Raw genomic sequence first — 17,808 nt, 5'->3', positions numbered from 1 at the left:
GGCATGATCAGTACCCGCTGGGGAACGGCGCAGACATGCCGGACGCCGCCACCATCAAACTCGCTGTCGTGGACGACCACCCCCTCTTCGTCCGTGGCCTCGAGTTGCTGCTCCCGGCGACCACCAACGGCCGCGCCGAGGTGGTCGGCTCGACCGGCGACGCCGCCTCCGCAGCCGCCCTGGTCAGCCGCTGCCACCCCGACCTGGCCCTGGTCGATCTGCACATGCCGCCACCCGGCGGCATCCGGGCGGTGGCCGCGATCCGGCGGACGACCCCACGCGTACGAGTGGTCGCCATGTCCGGTTCCGCCGACCCGGCGCCCGCGCTGGAGGCGCTGCGGGCCGGCGCCGAAGGATTCCTGCCGAAGACCAGCGAGCCGGAGGAGCTGCTCCCGCCGCTGGTCGCCATCCTCGACGGCTGGGCGGTGCTGCCGGCCGAACTGCTGCGCGCCGTTCTGCGCCCGTCACGCGCCGCACCTGTCGACCTCGACGACGAGGAGCGTCGGCTGCTGCGGGCGATCGCCGCCGGGCGCAACACCGTCGACATCGCCGAGGAGCTGCACGTCTCCGAGCGGACGGTGAAACGGATGACCGCCGCGCTGCTGCGCAAGCTGCGGGTATCCAACCGGGCGGAGGCCGCCGCGGTCGCCGGGCACGCCGGCCTGCTCGGCGATTGAGGCGGACCCTTCCGCGATTCAGCTTCCGTTCGCGGTTTTGTGACCGGGAAATCGCGACGCGCCGAAATGAATGGGACGCATATTGTTGCGGTTTCCCGGGGTGATAGGTCAGACTTTGGACACATCCCGCCACACACAGGGAGTAATCGGCAATGGCGAGAAAAGTAATCACGGTGCTGACCGACGACCTCGACGGTGGGAAGGCCGACCGGACCGTCGAGTTCAGTCTTGACGGCGTGGCCTACACGATCGATGTCTCGGACGAGAATGCGGGCGTCCTGCGCAAGGCGCTGGATCCGTACATCAATGCGGGCCGCCGGATCGGCCGGGGCCCGGTGGAGAACACCCGCACAGTTCGGCGGCCGGGGCGACCCAGCGGCGCCGGAATGGATCGGGAGCAGAACCGGGCCATCCGGGAATGGGCCGTCAAGAACGGCTACAAGATTTCCGAGCGGGGCCGGATCCCGGTCGAGGTCGTCGAGGCGTACAAGAACCGCTGACCGCACGACACGGGGACGGGGTCTCGCCGGAAACGGCGTGGCCCCGTCGGATTTTCGCCGGCCGTCCTCCGCCCAGGGCGCACTTCGAGGGGCACCGCCCCCGGCAGTGCGCCGGGACGACACGCGGCGGCCGGTCACCCGGGCTGTCCGCCCCGGTGACCGGCCGCCGTTGGTCACTCGATCTGTTCCTACTCAGTTGACCTCGATACGCACCGCGTCGAACGCCGGGGTCTGGTTGGCCCGCTCCATCATCGGCAGACGGTGTGAGCCGTCACCGGCCCATACCGCGCACTGCGCGGTGCCCGACTCGGGCAGACCCGGAATCTGGATGGTCACCTCGTCCGGCTGGGCACTACCGCGCCCGTCCTCGGTGGCGACGAAGAACGCGGGCACCTCCTGCGGCTCCGGCGGAGTGGTGAGGCTGTCCAGCATCCGGCAGGCGGTGTGGAAGTGTCCGCGGACGATGCCCTGGTCGTTGAGCAGCGAGCTCTCCACGTAGTACCCACCCTGGCCTGCGGCCAGGAAGCGGTCCCGGATCAGGTTGCGGGTGCTGACCCGCAGGGTGAAGGCCTGGTTCTGACCGACCTGCTCGGGGAACTGGGTGATCAGCAGCGAGGGGTTGTTGGCGGCCGCGCCGACCTCACCGAACTCGGTGCTCACGCAACGGTTGCCGTTCTGGAAGCCGTCGTGCGGCTGGAGCTGACTCTCGTCGCAGTTGTTGGCCAGCACGCCGAGACCGGCGCCGGGAGCGTTGCCGCCACCGTTGTCGCCGCCACCGGTGTTGCCACCGCCGTTGTCACCGCCGCCGGTGTTGCCACCGCCGTTGTCACCGCCACCGCTGTTGCCGCCACCGCTGTTCCCGGTCGGCTGCACCTGGCACTCGGCGAGCTGCGCCAGACCCTGCGGACGTGGCCCGACCCGGTCGATGGCTGTCGTGATCCGGTTCAGCACGGCGCGCCGCTTGGCGGCCAGCGGCTGCAGGATCGAGTCGCGGATGAAGGCTTCGCCCTTGCTGCCCTCGGCGGCAAGGCGGCGGTCGGCCTCGGCGATCTGGGTCTGCAACTGGGCGAGGTTGCGGTCCACCTCGGCCCGGGCCCGGGCCGGCACCTGCGGCAGCTTGGCCGTCACATCCGGGCAGGCGACGGCCGAGCCGCTGCCGACCGTACCGTCCTTGCCGTCCTCACACTCGGGCACCGACTGCTGCCCGTCACCCCAGTGGTTACGCACCCAGCGACCGTTCTGCCACGTCCGGGTGGTTGAGCCGCCGCCATTCGGCGCGGTCGCGCCCGGGCTCGGCTGCACACACTGTCCAGAGGCCGGCCGGGGATTGTTCGGCCGCCGGTCCTGGGCCGACGAAATCTGGGTCACGGCGACTACTCCGCCGAAGACCACGAGCGTGCCGACAACGGCCAGCAGACGCTTGCTCCGCGCGTTGCCGGATGACCGGCGCGCCCGTGTGGACCTGCGCATCGAATTGCTCTCCTTCTCGATCCGGTAGTGGATTCCTGCCCTCGGCGGACCGACGGATGTGAGATGGCACGCCACGGCGGCGACCACCGCGACCTACCCGGTAACGTGTCGATGGCCGACGATGCCCTTTCCGCACCGTCTCCCGCGCCCCGTCGACGCGGATGGGGAGATCCTCTTCATTCGCGCAGGAGTACGGGACGGCGAGCGGGAAGGTTCAACCGACGCACAGGAAATTGCCGGGATCTGGCGCGAGCCGCGCCGGGAGGGTCGATCGGGTGCAGCGGGTAACGGATCAGTCGACGCAGAGGTGGTCGAACGCGAAACCGCCCACCAGTTCGTGCCGGCGCCGGCTCAGCGCGACGATCTCCGCGGTGAGCTCGGCGCGCGGCAGCAGGTCCGGGGCGACGGATCCGGTGACGCGCAGTCGTTCCCCCACGGCGACCGTGGCGAGGTCCTCGGCGAACCGGGCCGCGTTGATACCGCAGGAGAAGCGCTGCTCGGTCACCGAAACCCGCTCGACCAGGCACGCGTCGGGGCGCACCTGCACCCAACTCCACCCCTGCGCCGGGCCGTCCGCCCAGCGCACGTGCAGGCCCCGCACGATCGGGTCGGCCAGCCGCCGGGCGACGTACGCCTCGACCGCGGCCGCACGGGCCAGCGCGCCAAGGTCGTTGACCGGCCCGGTCCGACCGTCCGGCAGCCGGCCGAGAATGTCCCGGAAGCCCACCGGGAGCGGCTCGTCCCCGGCGCCACCCGCCGCGTAGTTCCGGGCGTCGATCACGTACTCCACCAGGCGCCGGCCGTGCTCCGCCGCTCGCAGGGTCGGCGAGCCGATCCGCAGCACAGGAAGCCCGACCGCCGCGCTCACCGCGTCCTTGAGTCGCTCGGCCCGCTGCTCCGCGGAGCCGGCGGCCGCGACCGGGCCGATCTCCACGGCGACGACCGGCCGGCCGGTGTCGGCGGCGCAGACCACGAAGTCGAACCCGGCCCGGCTGGCCGAACTCCACTGGCTGCCGGTGACACCGGGCGGACGCCCCTGGACCAGCTCGCTGAGCCGACGCGCCGGGTACACCCGGTGACCCGCGCGGGTGAACAGCGTGTCCCGCTCGCCGTCGGCGGGCAACGCCCGCAGCCAACCACGGTCGTCGCTGACGGTGCTCGTCATCTGCCTGATCCATCCGCCGGTCGGTCGAGCCGGGCCGAGTCTAGGCGGTCGATCATGGTGCGCGCCTCGGCGGTGCGGCCGGGTCCGCTCGGCCGGCCGGACCGGCGGCTACTCGGCGGCGCCCATCACCAGACCCTCGATGGTGTGCTTCTGCCGGATCGGCTCCAGCCGGTCGACCACCGGGCAGGGCAGGTGCTCCCGGACCAACGCGGGCAGGCGCTCCCAGTAGCCCTGGGTGACGGCCATGTCGTGGTGTGCGGCGTTGCCCGCGCCGGGGGCGTCCACGCCGAGCACCAGCACCGGGCGGGCCGACCCGGAGACGTTCGGGGTGCCGCGGTGGATGGTCAGCGCCGACCGGGCCGAGATGTCCCCGCGCTGCGGGTACTTGCGCACGGCACGCCGCTGGTAGCGGGGGTAGCGCTCACGGTGCGGGAACATCCCGTGGTCGAAGTCGACGCCGTCGTCCCACTGCGTGCCGGGGGCGATCTCGAACGGGCCCATCTCCTCCACCGTGTCCACGGTGGTCAGGTTGAACGCCAGCGAGGTGAGTCGCCGCTGCCGCCGGGTGTCCTCGGGCATGGGGAAATCCCGGTGCCAGGGCTGCATCGCCGCCCCGGGGAAGGGGATGTCGAAACCCAGCTCGACGATCTCGTACTCCGGGCCGAGCACCGCCCGGCAGACCGACACCACCCACGGGTGGGTCACCAACTCGACGAAGCCGCGCAGCTGCTCCGGGTGGATCTCCACGTACCAGCGCTGTGGGCCGCGACCGACCGCCCCGTCCGGGCAGGAGCGCGCCTCTTCGAACGCGACGGCCACATCGTTGCCGACCTGCTCGACCCAGGCCGGGTCGAAGGCGCCCCGGCAGGCGGTGATGCCGTCGCGGTAGAGGTCGCCGAGTGCCTCGATCGGCACCTCGTCGTCGCCGTTGGGCGCAGGGTGGGCGGCGGGTGCCGCCGGCGGCGCCGGGGGAACACGCATGAGGTCTCCTCGGAGCGGAAGTGAGCGTTACAACGTTGTAGAAGCGTCCCAAGGGCCGCCGGAGGGCGCCAGCGCCCGGACCGCTGCTGTGACCTGTATCACAACACAACCGGGTTCCAGGGTCACCGCAGGGTGTATCCAGCGGAGTCGCCGGTAGCGGACCGGCCGGGAGGTCAGCATGTCGCGACAGCAGTTCGGCGTCCTCGCCGGTGGCGGCGCGGACCGGCGCGAACGGGGAGCCGTCGAACCGGCGGACGTCACCCGGATCGCCGCCGACGCCGCCGGCCGGGTCCCGGGCGTGTCCGACGCCCACCCCGCCACGGTCCGCGTGGACGAGCGATCCGTGAGCCTCGACCTGCATCTGGTCACCTGGTACGGGCACAGCGTCCCCGCCGTCGCCGAGGCGGTCCGGGTGGCGGTCGCCGACCGGGTGGCGGTCGACACCGGGCTCACCGTGGCGGCGGTGACCGTCACGGTGGACGACCTGCTCGTCCCCGGCGTCGATGTCCCCTGGACCGGGCGGGCGGCCGGAGGCTGACATGCGGACCGCCAACCGGGTCGCCTCGATGCTGCTGGCCGCCGCGCTGCTGGCCGGCGGCGCGCTGCTGGCCCTGCAGGCACTACTGGTGGCCGTGGATCGCCCGGCGCCGCTGCTCGCGGGGACCGGCTGGTACGACACGCTGACCAGCACCCGCTGGCGCGACCCGGGGGTCCGCGTCGTGGCTGGCGCGGCCGCGCTGCTCGGCCTCGCCGTCCTGGCCGCCCAGCTGCGGCGCTGGGCCCCGGTCCGGCTGCGCGTCGACGAGCGGGACGGCTGGCATCTGCACCGCCGCTGTGTGGAACGCCGGCTGGCCGACGCGGCGGGCACCGTGCCGGGTGTACGCCGGGCCCGGGTCCGGGTCCGCCGGCGCGGCGCCGAGTGGCGGCCCCGGGTGCGCGCCACCGGCGATCCGGCGGCCCGTGCCGAGGTGGAGTTCGCGGTGCACCAGGAGCTGCACCGCCTCGCCGCGCCACGCGCCGGCCGGATCGAGGTCCGGCTGCTCCCCCGCGGACGGCCGGTATGACCGACGCCGCACACCGACTGCTGTGGACCATCGTCGCGCTGCTGCTGGTGGTGTGCGGCTCGGCGGTGCTGGCGGCCAGCTTCGGTGTGCTGCCCGGCATCGACCCAGGTGCGGCACTGCTCAGCGCCGGCCTGCTGAGCCGGTGGCGGCTGGCCACGCCGTGGACCACCCTGGCCGCGGCCGTCGCTGGGGCGCTGCTCGCCCTGACGGGTCACCAGCTGCTGGCCTGGGAGCTGCGCCGACCCGGCTCAGCGGTGCGGGGCACGCTCAGTCACCCCGGGCGTCGCCCGGGTCGCACCCGACTGGCCGCCGACGTCCTCGTCCACGCGCTGGAACGTGACCTGACCGGCGCCCCGGGAGTACGCCGCGCCCGGGTGGTGCTCACCGGCGCGCCGCCACGGCCCGACGTGTGGATCCGGGTGGACCTGACGGCCGACAGCCCGACCGCCGGTGTACGCGAGCACGTCCACGCCGCGGTCCGCCGGTTCGCGACCACCGCCGGCTGCCAGCCGGCGCACCTCGACGTGACCGCCCGCGTCGAGCCCGGACGACCGTGATCCGCGCTGGCCGACCGGCTGTCCCGGCCGGCGTCGGCCGCTGACGATTCAGCCGTTGGCGCGGGCACGCCGGGCGGCCATGAGGCTGGCCGCGATGGAGACCGCAAGGGTCAGGACCACCACGGTGAGGGTCAACCAGACCGGCAGCTTGCCCACCGGTGTCTCGGCCAGGATCAGCTTCAGCCCCGCGAAGGCGAGCAGGAGCGCCAGCCCGTAGCGCAGGTAACCGAAATGGCGCAGCAGGCCGGCGAGGCAGAAGTAGAGGCTGCGCAGCCCGAGCATGGCGAACGCGGTGGCCGTCCAGACCAGGAAGGTGTTGGTGGTGATCGCGAGGATCGCCGCCACCGAGTCGATGGCGAAGACCACGTCGGTGGCCTCGATGGCGACGAGCGTCACCAGCAGCACGGTCGCCGTGCGACGGCCGTCGACGCGGGCGGTGAACCGGTCGCCGTGGTACCGGGCGTCGGTCGGGACCACCCGCCGGAACAGCCGGACCACGGCGTTTCGCTCCGGGTCGACATCCGGCTCCCCCCGCACCGCCAGCCGCCAGCCGGTCCAGACCAGGAAGGCACCCAGCACGAACCCGGCCCAGGCGAGCCGGTCCAGCAGTTCGGCGCCGGCGAAGATGAACAGCAGCCGGAACGCGAGCGCGCCCACGACACCCCAGAACAGCACCTTGTGCTGGTAACCCGGCGGCACCCGGAAATAGCCGAAGAGCAGGGCGAAGACGAAGACGTTGTCCACCGAGAGCGCCTTCTCCAGCAGGTAGCCGGAGTAGTACGCGATCGCCGAATCCCCACCGAGGCCGAACCAGACGACCAGCCCGAACAGCAGACCGGCGGCGATCCAGACGCCGCTCCAGACCAGCGCCTCCCGCAGCTCGATGACGTGGCTGTCCCGGTGCATGAGCACGTCGACCACGAGCATCACGGCGATGACCGCGCCGACCGCCGCCCAGGCCCACAGCGGCACCGAGACCGTCGCCTCAGCCACCCGGCGCCCCCCGCATCGACCACTGCGCACCGCCCGTCCACCCCGCCGGACGGCCGCCCCCGAGCCTAGGCGAGCGGCCGATCCGACGGCGGCGCTCCGGCGAAGTCGTCGCGCGCCGGCCGGACCTGCGGTGGTGCTCAGGCGACCGGCGTCACCTGCGCCGGATCGAAGGCGGTGTCGTCCGCCTCGTAGCCGATCATGTTGGTCACCTGAACCACGCCGCTCACCCGGGCGGCGAGCCGACCGGCGAGGTCGACGGCGGAGCGGCGGTCCAGCCGGCCGGCCAGGGTGACCTCGCCGCTGCGGACCTCGACGACGATGGCTGCGGACACGTGGTGACCGCCGGCACGGTCAGATCGCCGGCCACCAGCGCCTCACCCACCTGCCAGGTCCTCATCATGGCCTCCCTCTCGTCGTCCATCTCGGACGTTCCGGCCGGACACCGGTCGGGGTCAGGGCCTCCGGGCCGGGCCTTGGGGGTCCAAGGTCCCGGGCGGTTGCGGGTCCGTCGGCCCTGCCGTCGACGGCGTCTCAGACGTCCAATGGAGATGCCACCGGGGAAGCGCGGTGCGAAGCAGAGAAGGGACGTGGAGACCATGGCCGCGACGATCGAGCGGATCAGCGCCGAGACCACCGCTCCGACGGCGGGCACCCCCCGCGAGAGGGCCGTCCGGAACATCCTGGCCGGCATCCGGCTGGCGCTCGGCTGGATCTTCCTCTGGGCGTTCATCGACAAGCTGTTCGGCCTCGGGATGGCCACCGAGTCGAAGAACGCCTGGATCAACGGTGGCAGCCCCACCAAGGGGTTCCTCACCTTCGGGGTCGCCGGTCCCTTCAAGGACGTCTACGCCGGGATCGCCGGGGCCGCCTGGGCGGACTGGCTGTTCATGGCCGGCCTCGCCGGGATCGGCGTCGCCCTGCTGCTCGGCATCGGCATGCGGGTCGCCGCTGTTGCCGGGGGGCTGCTCCTGGTGCTGATGTGGACCGCCGTCCTGCCTCCGGAGAACAACCCCTTCATGGACGACCACCTGATCTACGCCGCGGTGCTGGCGGTGCTGGCGCTGGTCAACGCCGGCGACACCTGGGGCCTCGGCCGGGCCTGGGCACGGCTGCCGATCGTCCAGCGGACGCGCTGGCTCCGCTGATCCACACCGCACCACCCCTCGGGCGGGCGTCACCACCGGTGACGTCCGCCGAGGCGTGCGTCCGGCCTGTCCCCGCCATGAACACCCCGGTGGCTCGTGGACCCGGCAAGGTGTCGCCACGCCGGTAGCGGGACCGCCGCACATCGGTGGGGTGCGATCCGGCAGGATCGACGGTGACCGGACACATCACCCAAATGGCAGGAGTTCCCCGCATGAACCAGGCAGCAGGCGCCCGATCGGGCAAGCCCGAGGTGGGTCCGATCGAGGGTGCGCCGCCGGCCGACCTCGTGATCGAGGACATCACCGTGGGCGAGGGCCCCCAGGCCCAGCCGGGCCAACTGGCCAGCGTGCACTACGTCGGCGTGTCGCACTCCACCGGCGGCGAGTTCGACTCGTCCTGGAACCGGGGCGAGGCGTTCGAATTCCCGCTCGGCGGCGGCCAGGTCATCGCCGGCTGGGACCAGGGCGTTGTCGGCATGCGCGTCGGCGGCCGGCGCCGCCTCACCATCCCGCCGCACCTGGGGTACGGCGACCGCGGCGCGGCCGGCGTCATCAAGCCGGGCGAGACCCTGGTCTTCGTCGTGGACCTGCTCGGCGTGCGCTGATCGATCCTTCGGGGGTCGCCGGTTCGGCCGGCGGCCCCGCCGCTGGGCGCGGGGCGATGGTCAGGCGGCCAGCATCAGGTGTGCGGCGTCGACCACCGGGCGACGCGCGGCCTCGACCACTCGGGCCGGCTCCAGGATCGGCATCACCCGGTGCAGGGCTGTGGCGCGCAGCACCCGGGCCACCACCGGGGTCGGATCGACCAGGACCAGCTGGCCGCCACGGGCCCGGACCCGCAGATGCGCGGCGAGCAGCGCGCGCACCCCGGCGGCGGAGAGCAGTCGCAGCTCGGACAGGTCCAGCTGGAGCACCGGGCGGGCCGGTGCGGCCCACAGCGCGGAGCGGAACGCGGCCACCGTGGCGATGTCGACCTCGCCGGTCACCCGCACCAGGACCACCTGATCACCCACGCTGACCTGCACGTCGAACCGGTCGCTGCCCTCACCCATGCCCAGAAATCTAGCCCCCACCACCGACAGTTTCGCCCCTCCACGGAGTGATTCCGGGTACGTCCAGGGTCAGACCCCGAGGCCACCCCGATCCCCCTTACGGTGGAGGCCAGGGTGCCCCCGGGCCCGCGCCCGGCACGACGGAGAGCACCGACGCCGCCCGCTCGAGGCACGCGCCGGCCGCCGGGCGCCGTCCGCCCGCCCGCGCGCCGCGCCGCGGCGGTGATCCGACCCGGACGGCATCGGCGGTGGAGAATGGACCGATGCTGATCCCCCGGCCCCGGCCGCCCCGGCTCATCCGGCCCGTCCGCGAGCAGGCCACCGTCCCTCCCCCGCTCACCGGGGCGTGGGCAGCCACCGACCGCCGGCTCGACCAGGTCGACCTGCTGCCACTGCCCAACGACGCAGTCGGTCCGGAGGACGTGCTTGTCGACCCGACCGGCCGGGTGATCAGTGGAGACGAGGACGGTCGACTCTGGTGGTGGCCGGCCGACGCGCCGGCCGGCACCCGACCCCGCCTGCTGGCCGAGACCGGCGGCCGGCCGCTCGGCATCGAGCTGGATCCGTCCGGTGCGGCGCTGATCGTGTGCGACGCGTACCGGGGCTTGCTGCGGGTCACGCCCGACGGAGCGGTACGCGAGCTGACCGGCACGGCCCCCCCGGTGCACCTGGCCAACAACGCGACGGTGGCCCGCGACGGCACCATCTTCTTCACCGACTCCTCCGACCGGTTCCCGGTCTCGCACTGGAAACGGGACCTGCTGGAGCACCGCCCCAACGGCCGGGTGCTCGCGCACCACCCGGCCAGCGGGCGCACCGAGGTGGTGGCCGACGGGCTGTACTTCCCCAACGGGATCGCGCTGACCCCCGACGAGTCGGCGCTGATGCTTGTCGAGACCACCACCCACCGGTTGCTCCGCGTCGAGCTGGGCGGCGGTGTGCGGGTGCTCGCCGACCTGCCCGCCTATCCGGACAATCTCTCCGCGGTGGGCGACGGAACGTACTGGATCGCGCTGCCCAGCCCGCGGGTGCCGATCGCCGAGCGGCTGCTGCCGCACCCGCGGTTGCGCCAGCTCGCCGCCCTGCTGCCCGACGCGATGCAGCCGCAGCCGCGCCGCTACGGGCTGGTCGCGCTGGTCGACGGCGAGGGCACGGTCCGCCGGACGCTGCACGGCCCGGCCGGGCACTACTGGATGATCACCGGGGTACGCCAGCACGGCGACCAGCTCTGGCTGGGCAGCCTGATCGGGTCCGGGGTGGCACGGGTACCGCTGGACTGAGCGCCCGGGCCGCAATCGTCCCCCTGCGGGGCATCCCCCGGGGGTGCACACCGGGTCCGGGCCGGCCCGCCGGAATGGCGGGCCGGCCCGGAGACCGTCAGGCGATGTGTCAGCGGCCGCTGACCGAGGGCGCCGGTGCGGGTGACCCTCCGGCCACCGCCCCCGGGTGCGCCGGGGCGACCGGCGCCGGCCGCAGCCCGGACGGCACCGGCAGGGCGCTGCCCCGGACGAACTCGTCCCAGCTCACGTTCCAGGCCGTCCAGCCGTTGCCGGCCTGCAACTGCACCTCGGTGCCCTTCACGGTGACCAGGTCACCGACCTGGGTCACACCCATCAACCAGTCCGCGGCGGTGGCGGCGACGTTCGTGCACCCGTGCGAGACGTTGGTGCTGCCCTGGTCGCCCTCGGACCAGGGGGCCGAGTGGATGAACTCGCCACCCCAGGTGAGTCGCTGGGCGTCGTCGACGTCGACCACGTAGCCGCCGTCCGGCTCACCCCGGGTGTCGAAGGTGGTCCGCTCGTGCTTCTCCATGATCACCATCTTGCCGCTCGAGGTGGGTGTGCTCGGCTTGCCCAGGCTGACCGGGATTCGGCGTACCTGCTTGCCGTCGCGCAGCACGGTCATCTGCTTGGTGTCGTTGTCGATCTCCAGCGCGACCTGCTTTCCGATCTTCGAGGTCGCGGTCCGCTCGGCGTCGCCGACCCGGTCCTTGCCGATGGGCAGTCCCTCCAAACCGGCCCGGACGCTGATCGTCGTTCCCGGACGCCAGAAATCGGGCGCCCGGTAATAGACCTGAGTGCCGTCCTCAAGCCATGACCAGGCACCGGGCTGCGGCGGATTGGTCTTTACGAACAACCGGCGCTGCACGTCCGCTCTGGCCTCTTTCGGAATTCCCGGGTCGAACGCCACGGTTACCGGCATCGCCGTGCCGTACGTCCGGTTGCCGACGAAATACAGCGTGCTGGTGATCTGCGGTTTGGTGGATTTGGCCATCGTGGTGAACGTGGTGGTGCGGGTCGTCGTGGCGCCGGAGTCGCCGGTCGCGGTCACCTCGGCGGTGTAGGTCCGCTTCGGTTGCAACGGCGTGCTCGGCACCCAGCCGGAGCCGTCCTCGCGGGGCTCCGCCGCGATCTGCTTGCCCTTGTCGTCCGTGAGCCGCACACCGGTGACCCGCCCGCCCTTGACCACGGTGCCCACCTCGGCGCTGACCGGCACCTCCCGGGCCTTGTCCCCCGGCGTCACTGTGAGTTCCGGCGGAGCGGCGTGCCGCTTGTCCGACGCAGCGTCCCGGTCCGCGGTGCACCCTCCCACAACCAGTGGTGCGGCTGCGATGGTTACCGCCAACAGCGTCAATCGCCGCCTCAACGTCATGTTTCAGTCCCCCCGTTTTCGGCTTCCCTCTGCCACATTCTCGCCGCCTCGGTCGGCGTGCCCATCCCATTCGGAAATAATCGGCGGCGCATTTATCGGCGCGTTTTCCGGCGCTGAGTCAATTGGCGAAACAAAGGCATGACCGGCCCAGCCTGAGCGACACCGACCGACTCCGCCCGGCCCGACCCCACCCGACCCGGGGCGTCCCGTCCGAGCCCGACCACAGCGAGCTTGCACTTTCTGCCACCGTTGCGGCTTTCGTCCCGGGTAGGACGGGGAGGAATCCCACGAGCGGGCCGTACGTCGCTCGACCGCGCCCGGGTGGCGTCGGCGCACGCGAAAGGAGGTCCGGGCAGGTCGCGCATCACCAGGACGGACTTTTGTCGACTGGAGCGAAACTTCTGCTGATCGAGACGAAGCTTTGCCTTCGTCCGGAGGCAAGGGTAAGGTCGCGATTCAGATAGAAGGTTGCCCATTCGTCGATCGCCGCCGCCACCCTGCCGGGTCGCCGTGTTCCGCTCCCGACAGGTCCGGGCCGCACCCGCGCGCCGTCCGCCATCGTCCCGCCGGATCCCCGATCCGGCCGGTTCGGCGCGCCCGCAGGGCGGCAGCCGGTCGACCTCCGCCGACGGCGTGCCAGCCGTCAGGAAGGGACCACCACCATGGATCAACAGACCAACGGACCGGAGTTGGCACCGGCGTCCGAGCCGGTCAGCCGACGCGGCCTGCTCCGCGCCGCGACCGTCTCCGCCGCCGCCCTCGGCACCGCCGGCCTGCTCGCCGGCCCGGCCGCCGCCACGCCGGCCGGACATTCCCACGGTCGGCGCCGGGTGCCGGTGGACCGGATCAGCATCCAGCTCTACACGGTGCGCGACCAGCTCGCCGCCGACCTGCCCGGCACCCTGGCCGCACTGCGGCGGATCGGCTACCGGCGGGTGGAGCACGCCGGCTTCGTCGGGCGTACCGCGGCACAGTTCCGGGCCGCGCTGGACGAGGCAGGGCTGCGGTCCACCTCCGGGCACACCGGCATCCCGCAGCCGTTCGACGCCGCCACCTGGGAACGCGTCCTGGCCGACGCGAACACGCTGGGCTGCAAGAAGATCGTCCACCCGTACTTCGGTCGCGACGCGCAGGGGCGCCCGATCCGGGACCCCGCCGTCTACCGCGCCCTCGCCCGGGACCTGAACCAGGCCGGTCGGCTCGCCGAGCGCGCCGGGCTGGACTTCGGCTACCACAACCACCAACTGGAGTTCGTGCCGCTGACCGACTCCTCGACCGGCTTCGACATCCTCACCAGGCAGACCGACCCGCGACTGGTCCACTTCGAACTCGACCTCTACTGGGCCTGGCGGGGCGCCCACGACCCGGTCGACGTGATCCGGGCCAACCGCGGCCGGATCCGCCAGGTGCACGTCAAGGACCTCGACGTCGAGGGTGGCTTCGCCGACCTCGGCGACGGCGTCATCGACTTCGGGCGGATCTTCGCCCACGAGCGGGAGGCGGGCATCGAGGAGTACATCGTGGAGCGCGACGACGCGGGCACCCCGCCGCGTGCTCCCGCCGACGCCCTGGACACCGCCCGGGTCGGCTTCGACTTTCTCGCCTCACTCCGGTACTGACGACCACCTCGGGGGACGACCTGATGAACAGGACCGCATTCGTGTCCGCCCTGCTGCTGGTGACGGCCGGCCTGGCCGCGCCACCGGCGGCCGCCGCCGCGCCCGCGCCGGCTGCCGCACCACCGGACAGCAGCTTCCAGAAGGTGACACTGAACGACTTCCCGGGCGAGCCGATGAGCCTCGCCGTCCTGCCCGACCTGCGGGTGCTGCACACCTCCCGCACCGGCGAGGTCCGCATCCACGACCCGCGCACCGGGCTGAACACCCTCGCCGCCGACATCCCGGTGTACGAGCACGACGAGGAGGGGCTGCAGGGGGTCGCCATCGACCCCAACTTCGCCCAGAACAAGTGGGTCTACCTCTACTACTCGCCGCCGCTGAACACGCCGGTGGACGACCCGGCCACCCCCGACGTCAACGAGGGGGACGCGCCGCTGGTCGGCACCGAGGCGGACTGGCAGCGGTTCCGGGGGGCGCTGCGGCTGTCCCGGTTCAAGCTGGACGGGATGAAGCTGAACCTCGGCACCGAGCAGCAGATCATCGACGTGGCCACCGACCGGGGCATCTGCTGTCACGTCGGCGGTCAGATCGACTTCGACAGCAAGGGCAACCTGTACCTGTCGACCGGCGACGACACGAACCCGTTCTTCTCCGACGGTTACATCCCGATCGACGAGCGGGCCGACCGGAACCCGGCGTTCGACGCCCAGCGCACCTCGGCCAACACCAACGACCTGCGCGGCAAGCTGCTACGCATCAAGGTGAAACCGGGCGGCGGCTACACGGTGCCGGCCGGCAACCTGTTCAAGCCGGGTACGCCGCAGACCCGCCCGGAGATCTACGCGATGGGCCTGCGCAACGCGTTCCGGTTCGCCGTCGACAGGCGCACCGATGACGTCTACCTGGGCGACTACTCCCCGGACGCGTCCTCGTCCAATCCCGAGCGCGGGCCCGCCGGGCACGGCCGGTGGATGCTCATCGACAAGCCGGCGAACTACGGCTGGCCGTACTGCGTGACACCGGGCATCGCGTACCGCGACTACGACTTCGCCACCGGCGAGTCCGGCGCGAAGTTCAACTGCAAGCGCCCGGTCAACGACTCACCCCACAACACCGGCAAGCGGCGGCTGCCGCCGGTCGAGCAGCCGCAGGTCTGGTACCCGTCCGCCGCCTCCGGGGAGTTCCCCCAGTTGGGCACCGGCGGCATCGGGCCGATGGGCGGCCCGGCGTACGACTACGACGGAACCAGCACCTCGCGCACCCGGTGGCCGGCCTACTACGACGGGGTGCCGCTGTTCTACGAGTGGACCCGGGACTACATCAAGGAGTTCCGCCTCGACTCCGACGGCGACGTGAAGGACATCCGGCCGGTGGTGCCGTCGCTGGTGGTGGACAATCCGATGGACATGGAGTTCGGCCCGGACGGCGCGCTCTACGTGCTGGAGTACGGCGACGGCTACTTCGCCGAGAACCCGGACGCCCAGCTGTCCCGGATCGACTTCGTCCGGGGCAACCGGACGCCGATCCCGAAGATCAGCGCCGACCCGACGGCCGGCCAGGCACCGCTGACCGTGACCTTCTCCAGCGCCGGCACCACCGACCCGGACGGTGACGCGCTGCGGTACGCGTGGGACTTCAACGCGGACGGCTCGGTGGACAGCACCGAGCGGTACCCGACCTGGACCTTCCAGGAGAACGGCTCGTACACCCCCACGCTGAAGGTCACCGACCGCACCGGACGCTCCGCCGCGGCGACCCTGCCGCTGCTGGTCGGGCCGCGCGCGCCGATCGTCGAGTTCGTCACCCCGGTGGCGGGGCAGCCCTTCCAGTTCGGGCAGACGGTCGCGTACCAGGTCAAGGTCACCGACGACCTGCCGGTGGACTGCTCCCGCGTGAAGGTCACCTACGTGCTCGGCCATGACGAGCACGGGCATCCGCTCTCCTCGGCGACCGGGTGCGCCGGCACCATCACCACCTTCGTCGACGGTGGGCACGGCGGGGCGGACAACCTCACAGCGGTCTTCGTCGCGGAGTACACCGACGCGCCGACCGAGCCGGGCGTACCGCCGCAGACCGGCACGGCGACTGTCGTGCTGGATCCCGACCCGGTGGCCGGTCTGGCCGGCTGACAGGTCCTGACGACGGTGGCGGCGGCCGGTGCACTCCGGCCGCCGCCGCCGCTCATCCCCAGTCGCTGTCGTCGTGGTTGTCGCGCCAGCGCCCGCCCACCGGCGGGGTGTCCAGCCGCATCCCCTGGTCGGCGTTGCCGCCGAGGTCGTTCCCCTCGACCCGGCAGTCGACGCAGCTGCCCCGCTCGGTGATCCACAGCCCGTCGGTCTGGGTTCGGGTCTCCTGGCTGTCCCAGATCCGGTTGCCCCGGATCGTCGCCGAGTCGAACGCCGCGTCGATGGTGATGCCGGCCCGCCGCGCGGGCGCCGGGGACAGCTCGTACCGGCTGCCCGGCGGCGGGATGTCCCCGCTCCACGCGCTCAAGGCGTCGGGGCGAACCGGGGCGAGGGTGAGTTCGTCGCCGGTGTTCGAGGCGACCAGCGCCACGGATCGCCCGACCCGCAGCACCTTGCCCCGGTGCCCGTCGTGCGGCCAGTCGGCCGCCCGGTCCACCAGGGACCGCTCGCTGTAGCGGACCGTCTCGCCGGCACCGCCGGCCGCCTCGGCGAACTGCCGGCCATTGTTGCGGATCCGGTTGTTGAGCAGTACCGCGTCGACCATCGGATGGTCGACCCGGACCGCGTCCAGTCCATTGCCCCAGAACTCGTTGCTCTCCATCACCACGTCCCGTGCCGGTCCCCGGTAACCGTGCCCGAGGTCATGCCCGTGGTAGCCGTACCGGCCATTGCCGCTGATCCGGTTGCCCCGAACGGTGTAGGGGCCAGGGGTGTTGCCGATGCTGATCCCGTTCCTGATGTTGCCGTCGATGACGCAGTCGGTGAGCAGCCCACCCCGGCCGGCCACGCCGGCGGTGCCCTCGGCCGAGACGTCGAAGCCGGCCTCCAGGTTGTCGGCCATCGTGCAGGCGGAGACGATCAGCCCGTCCGCGCCCCAGTCGGAGATGCCGAACCGGTTGCCCTGGCTGTGGCAGCCGACGATGCGGTAGCCCCGGGGTCGGGCCCAGTAGTCCTTCTGGAGTTCCAGGAAGATCCCGTTGGTGCCGTTGGCCAGCGTGGTGCAGTTGGCGATGGTCAGCCTTTCCACGCCGCCCCAGCCGCCGATGCCGACCCCGATTCCCGCGCCGCCGATCTGCTCGCCGTTGTCCAGCCGGCCACAGCCGACCACCACCACACCGTCGATCAGGCTGTCCTGTAGGAAGTCGCAACCCAGCCCGGTGGCCGCGGTGTGGTGGATGTAGAGGTTGCGGAACACGCCGCGCACCACGTACTGGAGGCCGAGGCCCTTGGCCAGGTAGTTGTACTCGGCCATCGCCACGCCGGCGCCGTCGATCTCGAAGTCGGCGAAGGTGCAGTCGGCGATGTGCCGGTCCCGGCCGGCGCCGTGCTGCAGGACGGTCCAGTACGCCAACGGGGTCGGGTCGACCCGGTTGCCCTCGTTGCTGAGCAGGAACCGGGTCGCCGCCGACCCGGCCCCGACCAGCGAGACACCGCTGCGCCACGCCGTGCCGGCGTCCCGGATCGAGTAGATGCCCGGTGGGCAGTAGATGACGCGGGCACGCCCGTCCGCCGCGTACCCGTCGCCGAGCCGGTCCACGAGAGCGGCCAGCGCCGGCTGGTCGTTGGTCCGGCCGTCGCCGCACAACCCGTACTCCCGCGCGTCGCAGTAGAGCGGCGCGCCCGCCGAGGCGGGCCGGCGCTCCCGGAACGCGTTGGGCACCTGGTACGCCACGAGCCGGCTCCCTTCGACGCGGCGGTGCACTCCGCGGGGCCGACTTCCCGATCACGCATCAGGGAAACCCCGGGC

At 72.3% G+C, this 17,808-nt stretch carries 18 protein-coding genes; 10 read left to right on the top strand and 8 right to left on the bottom strand.

The window, feature by feature from the left end; genetic code table 11:
* The first annotated feature begins 68 nt into the window (after window positions 1–68).
* Window positions 69–677 carry a response regulator gene (locus GA0070607_RS27755; RefSeq protein WP_231930430.1) on the top strand — a complete coding sequence of 203 codons (609 nt, stop codon included), beginning with the start codon at window positions 69–71 and terminating at the stop codon, window positions 675–677.
* A 152-nt stretch (window positions 678–829) separates the two neighbouring features.
* Window positions 830–1,177, top strand: a complete 348-nt coding sequence (locus tag GA0070607_RS27750; RefSeq protein ID WP_074310340.1) for a histone-like nucleoid-structuring protein Lsr2 — start codon at window positions 830–832, stop codon at window positions 1,175–1,177.
* A gap of 192 nt (window positions 1,178–1,369) precedes the next feature.
* On the opposite strand, the gene GA0070607_RS33085 is transcribed toward GA0070607_RS27750, so the two are convergent.
* The 3 genes from GA0070607_RS33085 to GA0070607_RS27735 form a co-directional block, all read right to left on the bottom strand.
* Window positions 1,370–2,647, bottom strand: a complete 1,278-nt coding sequence (locus GA0070607_RS33085) for a hypothetical protein (RefSeq protein ID WP_089020824.1) — start codon at window positions 2,645–2,647, stop codon at window positions 1,370–1,372.
* A 292-nt stretch (window positions 2,648–2,939) separates the two neighbouring features.
* The gene (locus tag GA0070607_RS27740) at window positions 2,940–3,812 is read right to left on the bottom strand and encodes a DUF2726 domain-containing protein (RefSeq protein ID WP_089020823.1); all 873 of its coding nucleotides are present in this window, start codon (window positions 3,810–3,812) and stop codon (window positions 2,940–2,942) included.
* A gap of 108 nt (window positions 3,813–3,920) precedes the next feature.
* Window positions 3,921–4,793 carry a phytanoyl-CoA dioxygenase family protein gene (locus tag GA0070607_RS27735; RefSeq protein ID WP_172899116.1) on the bottom strand — a complete coding sequence of 291 codons (873 nt, stop codon included), beginning with the start codon at window positions 4,791–4,793 and terminating at the stop codon, window positions 3,921–3,923.
* Between the two features lie 178 nt (window positions 4,794–4,971).
* On the opposite strand from GA0070607_RS27735, the gene GA0070607_RS27730 reads away from it, so the two are divergent.
* Genes GA0070607_RS27730 through GA0070607_RS27720 form a run of 3 tightly spaced genes read left to right on the top strand, consistent with a single transcriptional unit; the run spans window position 4,972 to window position 6,414 of the window.
* Complete coding sequence (locus tag GA0070607_RS27730; protein ID WP_089020822.1) at window positions 4,972–5,331, top strand: Asp23/Gls24 family envelope stress response protein; 360 nt, start codon at window positions 4,972–4,974, stop codon at window positions 5,329–5,331.
* A gap of 1 nt (window position 5,332) precedes the next feature.
* Entirely contained in the window at window positions 5,333–5,857 is a 525-nt protein-coding gene (locus tag GA0070607_RS27725; RefSeq protein WP_089020821.1) for a DUF6286 domain-containing protein, read from the top strand.
* Entirely contained in the window at window positions 5,854–6,414 is a 561-nt protein-coding gene (locus GA0070607_RS27720) for a hypothetical protein (RefSeq protein ID WP_089020820.1), read from the top strand. The genes GA0070607_RS27725 and GA0070607_RS27720 overlap by 4 nt, the downstream gene beginning before the upstream one ends.
* A 48-nt stretch (window positions 6,415–6,462) precedes the next feature.
* On the opposite strand, the gene GA0070607_RS27715 is transcribed toward GA0070607_RS27720, so the two are convergent.
* Together GA0070607_RS27715 and GA0070607_RS27710 are read right to left on the bottom strand one after the other, a co-directional pair.
* Complete coding sequence (locus GA0070607_RS27715; protein WP_089020819.1) at window positions 6,463–7,407, bottom strand: TerC/Alx family metal homeostasis membrane protein; 945 nt, start codon at window positions 7,405–7,407, stop codon at window positions 6,463–6,465.
* A 137-nt stretch (window positions 7,408–7,544) separates the two neighbouring features.
* Window positions 7,545–7,739, bottom strand: coding sequence for a BON domain-containing protein (locus tag GA0070607_RS27710; RefSeq protein ID WP_089020818.1), 195 nt, complete (start codon window positions 7,737–7,739; stop codon window positions 7,545–7,547).
* 255 nt (window positions 7,740–7,994) lie between these two features.
* Here GA0070607_RS27710 and GA0070607_RS27705 point away from each other — a divergent pair, with 255 nt between their 5' ends.
* Window positions 7,995–8,552: a DoxX family membrane protein gene (locus GA0070607_RS27705; RefSeq protein ID WP_089020817.1), complete on the top strand. Its 558-nt coding sequence runs from the start codon at window positions 7,995–7,997 to the stop codon at window positions 8,550–8,552.
* 212 nt (window positions 8,553–8,764) lie between these two features.
* Window positions 8,765–9,157 carry an FKBP-type peptidyl-prolyl cis-trans isomerase gene (locus tag GA0070607_RS27700; protein WP_089020816.1) on the top strand — a complete coding sequence of 131 codons (393 nt, stop codon included), beginning with the start codon at window positions 8,765–8,767 and terminating at the stop codon, window positions 9,155–9,157.
* Window positions 9,158–9,217: 60 nt separating this feature from the next.
* Here the strand turns inward: GA0070607_RS27700 and GA0070607_RS27695 are convergent, their stop codons facing one another.
* Window positions 9,218–9,604 (bottom strand): STAS domain-containing protein, encoded by a 387-nt coding sequence (locus tag GA0070607_RS27695; RefSeq protein ID WP_089020815.1) that lies wholly within the window; start codon window positions 9,602–9,604, stop codon window positions 9,218–9,220.
* Window positions 9,605–9,867: 263 nt separating this feature from the next.
* Between GA0070607_RS27695 and GA0070607_RS27690 the strand changes: the two genes are divergently transcribed.
* The gene (locus GA0070607_RS27690) at window positions 9,868–10,884 is read left to right on the top strand and encodes an SMP-30/gluconolactonase/LRE family protein (RefSeq protein WP_089020814.1); all 1,017 of its coding nucleotides are present in this window, start codon (window positions 9,868–9,870) and stop codon (window positions 10,882–10,884) included.
* Between the two features lie 109 nt (window positions 10,885–10,993).
* Here the strand turns inward: GA0070607_RS27690 and GA0070607_RS27685 are convergent, their stop codons facing one another.
* Window positions 10,994–12,256, bottom strand: coding sequence for a L,D-transpeptidase (locus GA0070607_RS27685; RefSeq protein WP_089020813.1), 1,263 nt, complete (start codon window positions 12,254–12,256; stop codon window positions 10,994–10,996).
* Window positions 12,257–12,918: 662 nt separating this feature from the next.
* Between GA0070607_RS27685 and GA0070607_RS27680 the strand changes: the two genes are divergently transcribed.
* Both GA0070607_RS27680 and GA0070607_RS27675 read left to right on the top strand, forming a co-directional pair.
* On the top strand, window positions 12,919–13,875 hold the full coding sequence (locus tag GA0070607_RS27680; RefSeq protein ID WP_089020812.1) for a sugar phosphate isomerase/epimerase family protein: 957 nt from the start codon (window positions 12,919–12,921) through the stop codon (window positions 13,873–13,875).
* Between the two features lie 23 nt (window positions 13,876–13,898).
* Window positions 13,899–16,004 (top strand): PQQ-dependent sugar dehydrogenase, encoded by a 2,106-nt coding sequence (locus tag GA0070607_RS27675; RefSeq protein WP_089020811.1) that lies wholly within the window; start codon window positions 13,899–13,901, stop codon window positions 16,002–16,004.
* Window positions 16,005–16,056: 52 nt separating this feature from the next.
* Here the strand turns inward: GA0070607_RS27675 and GA0070607_RS27670 are convergent, their stop codons facing one another.
* Window positions 16,057–17,733, bottom strand: a complete 1,677-nt coding sequence (locus tag GA0070607_RS27670) for a right-handed parallel beta-helix repeat-containing protein (RefSeq protein ID WP_089020810.1) — start codon at window positions 17,731–17,733, stop codon at window positions 16,057–16,059.
* Window positions 17,734–17,808: the final 75 nt, after the last annotated feature.

It is taken from the genome of Micromonospora coriariae (genome assembly GCF_900091455.1).
Classification (GTDB): Bacteria; Actinomycetota; Actinomycetes; order Mycobacteriales; family Micromonosporaceae; genus Micromonospora; species Micromonospora coriariae.
The sequence above is the reverse complement of the archived record's forward strand: the minus strand, read 5'-3'. Positions and strand labels throughout refer to the sequence as shown.

Bases quoted from the DNA above. Each gene is read 5' to 3' on its own strand.
- GA0070607_RS27700 (WP_089020816.1), top strand. From the start codon at position 8,765: ATGAACCAGGCAGCAGGCGCCCGATCGGGCAAGCCCGAGGTGGGTCCG.
- GA0070607_RS27730 (WP_089020822.1), top strand. From the start codon at position 4,972: ATGTCGCGACAGCAGTTCGGCGTCCTCGCCGGTGGCGGCGCGGACCGG.
- GA0070607_RS27685 (WP_089020813.1), bottom strand. From the start codon at position 12,256: ATGACGTTGAGGCGGCGATTGACGCTGTTGGCGGTAACCATCGCAGCC.
- GA0070607_RS27735 (WP_172899116.1), bottom strand. From the start codon at position 4,793: ATGCGTGTTCCCCCGGCGCCGCCGGCGGCACCCGCCGCCCACCCTGCG.
- GA0070607_RS27680 (WP_089020812.1), top strand. From the start codon at position 12,919: ATGGATCAACAGACCAACGGACCGGAGTTGGCACCGGCGTCCGAGCCG.
- GA0070607_RS27725 (WP_089020821.1), top strand. From the start codon at position 5,333: ATGCGGACCGCCAACCGGGTCGCCTCGATGCTGCTGGCCGCCGCGCTG.
- GA0070607_RS27720 (WP_089020820.1), top strand. From the start codon at position 5,854: ATGACCGACGCCGCACACCGACTGCTGTGGACCATCGTCGCGCTGCTG.
- GA0070607_RS27675 (WP_089020811.1), top strand. From the start codon at position 13,899: ATGAACAGGACCGCATTCGTGTCCGCCCTGCTGCTGGTGACGGCCGGC.
- GA0070607_RS27695 (WP_089020815.1), bottom strand. From the start codon at position 9,604: ATGGGTGAGGGCAGCGACCGGTTCGACGTGCAGGTCAGCGTGGGTGAT.
- GA0070607_RS33085 (WP_089020824.1), bottom strand. From the start codon at position 2,647: ATGCGCAGGTCCACACGGGCGCGCCGGTCATCCGGCAACGCGCGGAGC.
- GA0070607_RS27690 (WP_089020814.1), top strand. From the start codon at position 9,868: ATGCTGATCCCCCGGCCCCGGCCGCCCCGGCTCATCCGGCCCGTCCGC.
- GA0070607_RS27750 (WP_074310340.1), top strand. From the start codon at position 830: ATGGCGAGAAAAGTAATCACGGTGCTGACCGACGACCTCGACGGTGGG.
- GA0070607_RS27740 (WP_089020823.1), bottom strand. From the start codon at position 3,812: ATGACGAGCACCGTCAGCGACGACCGTGGTTGGCTGCGGGCGTTGCCC.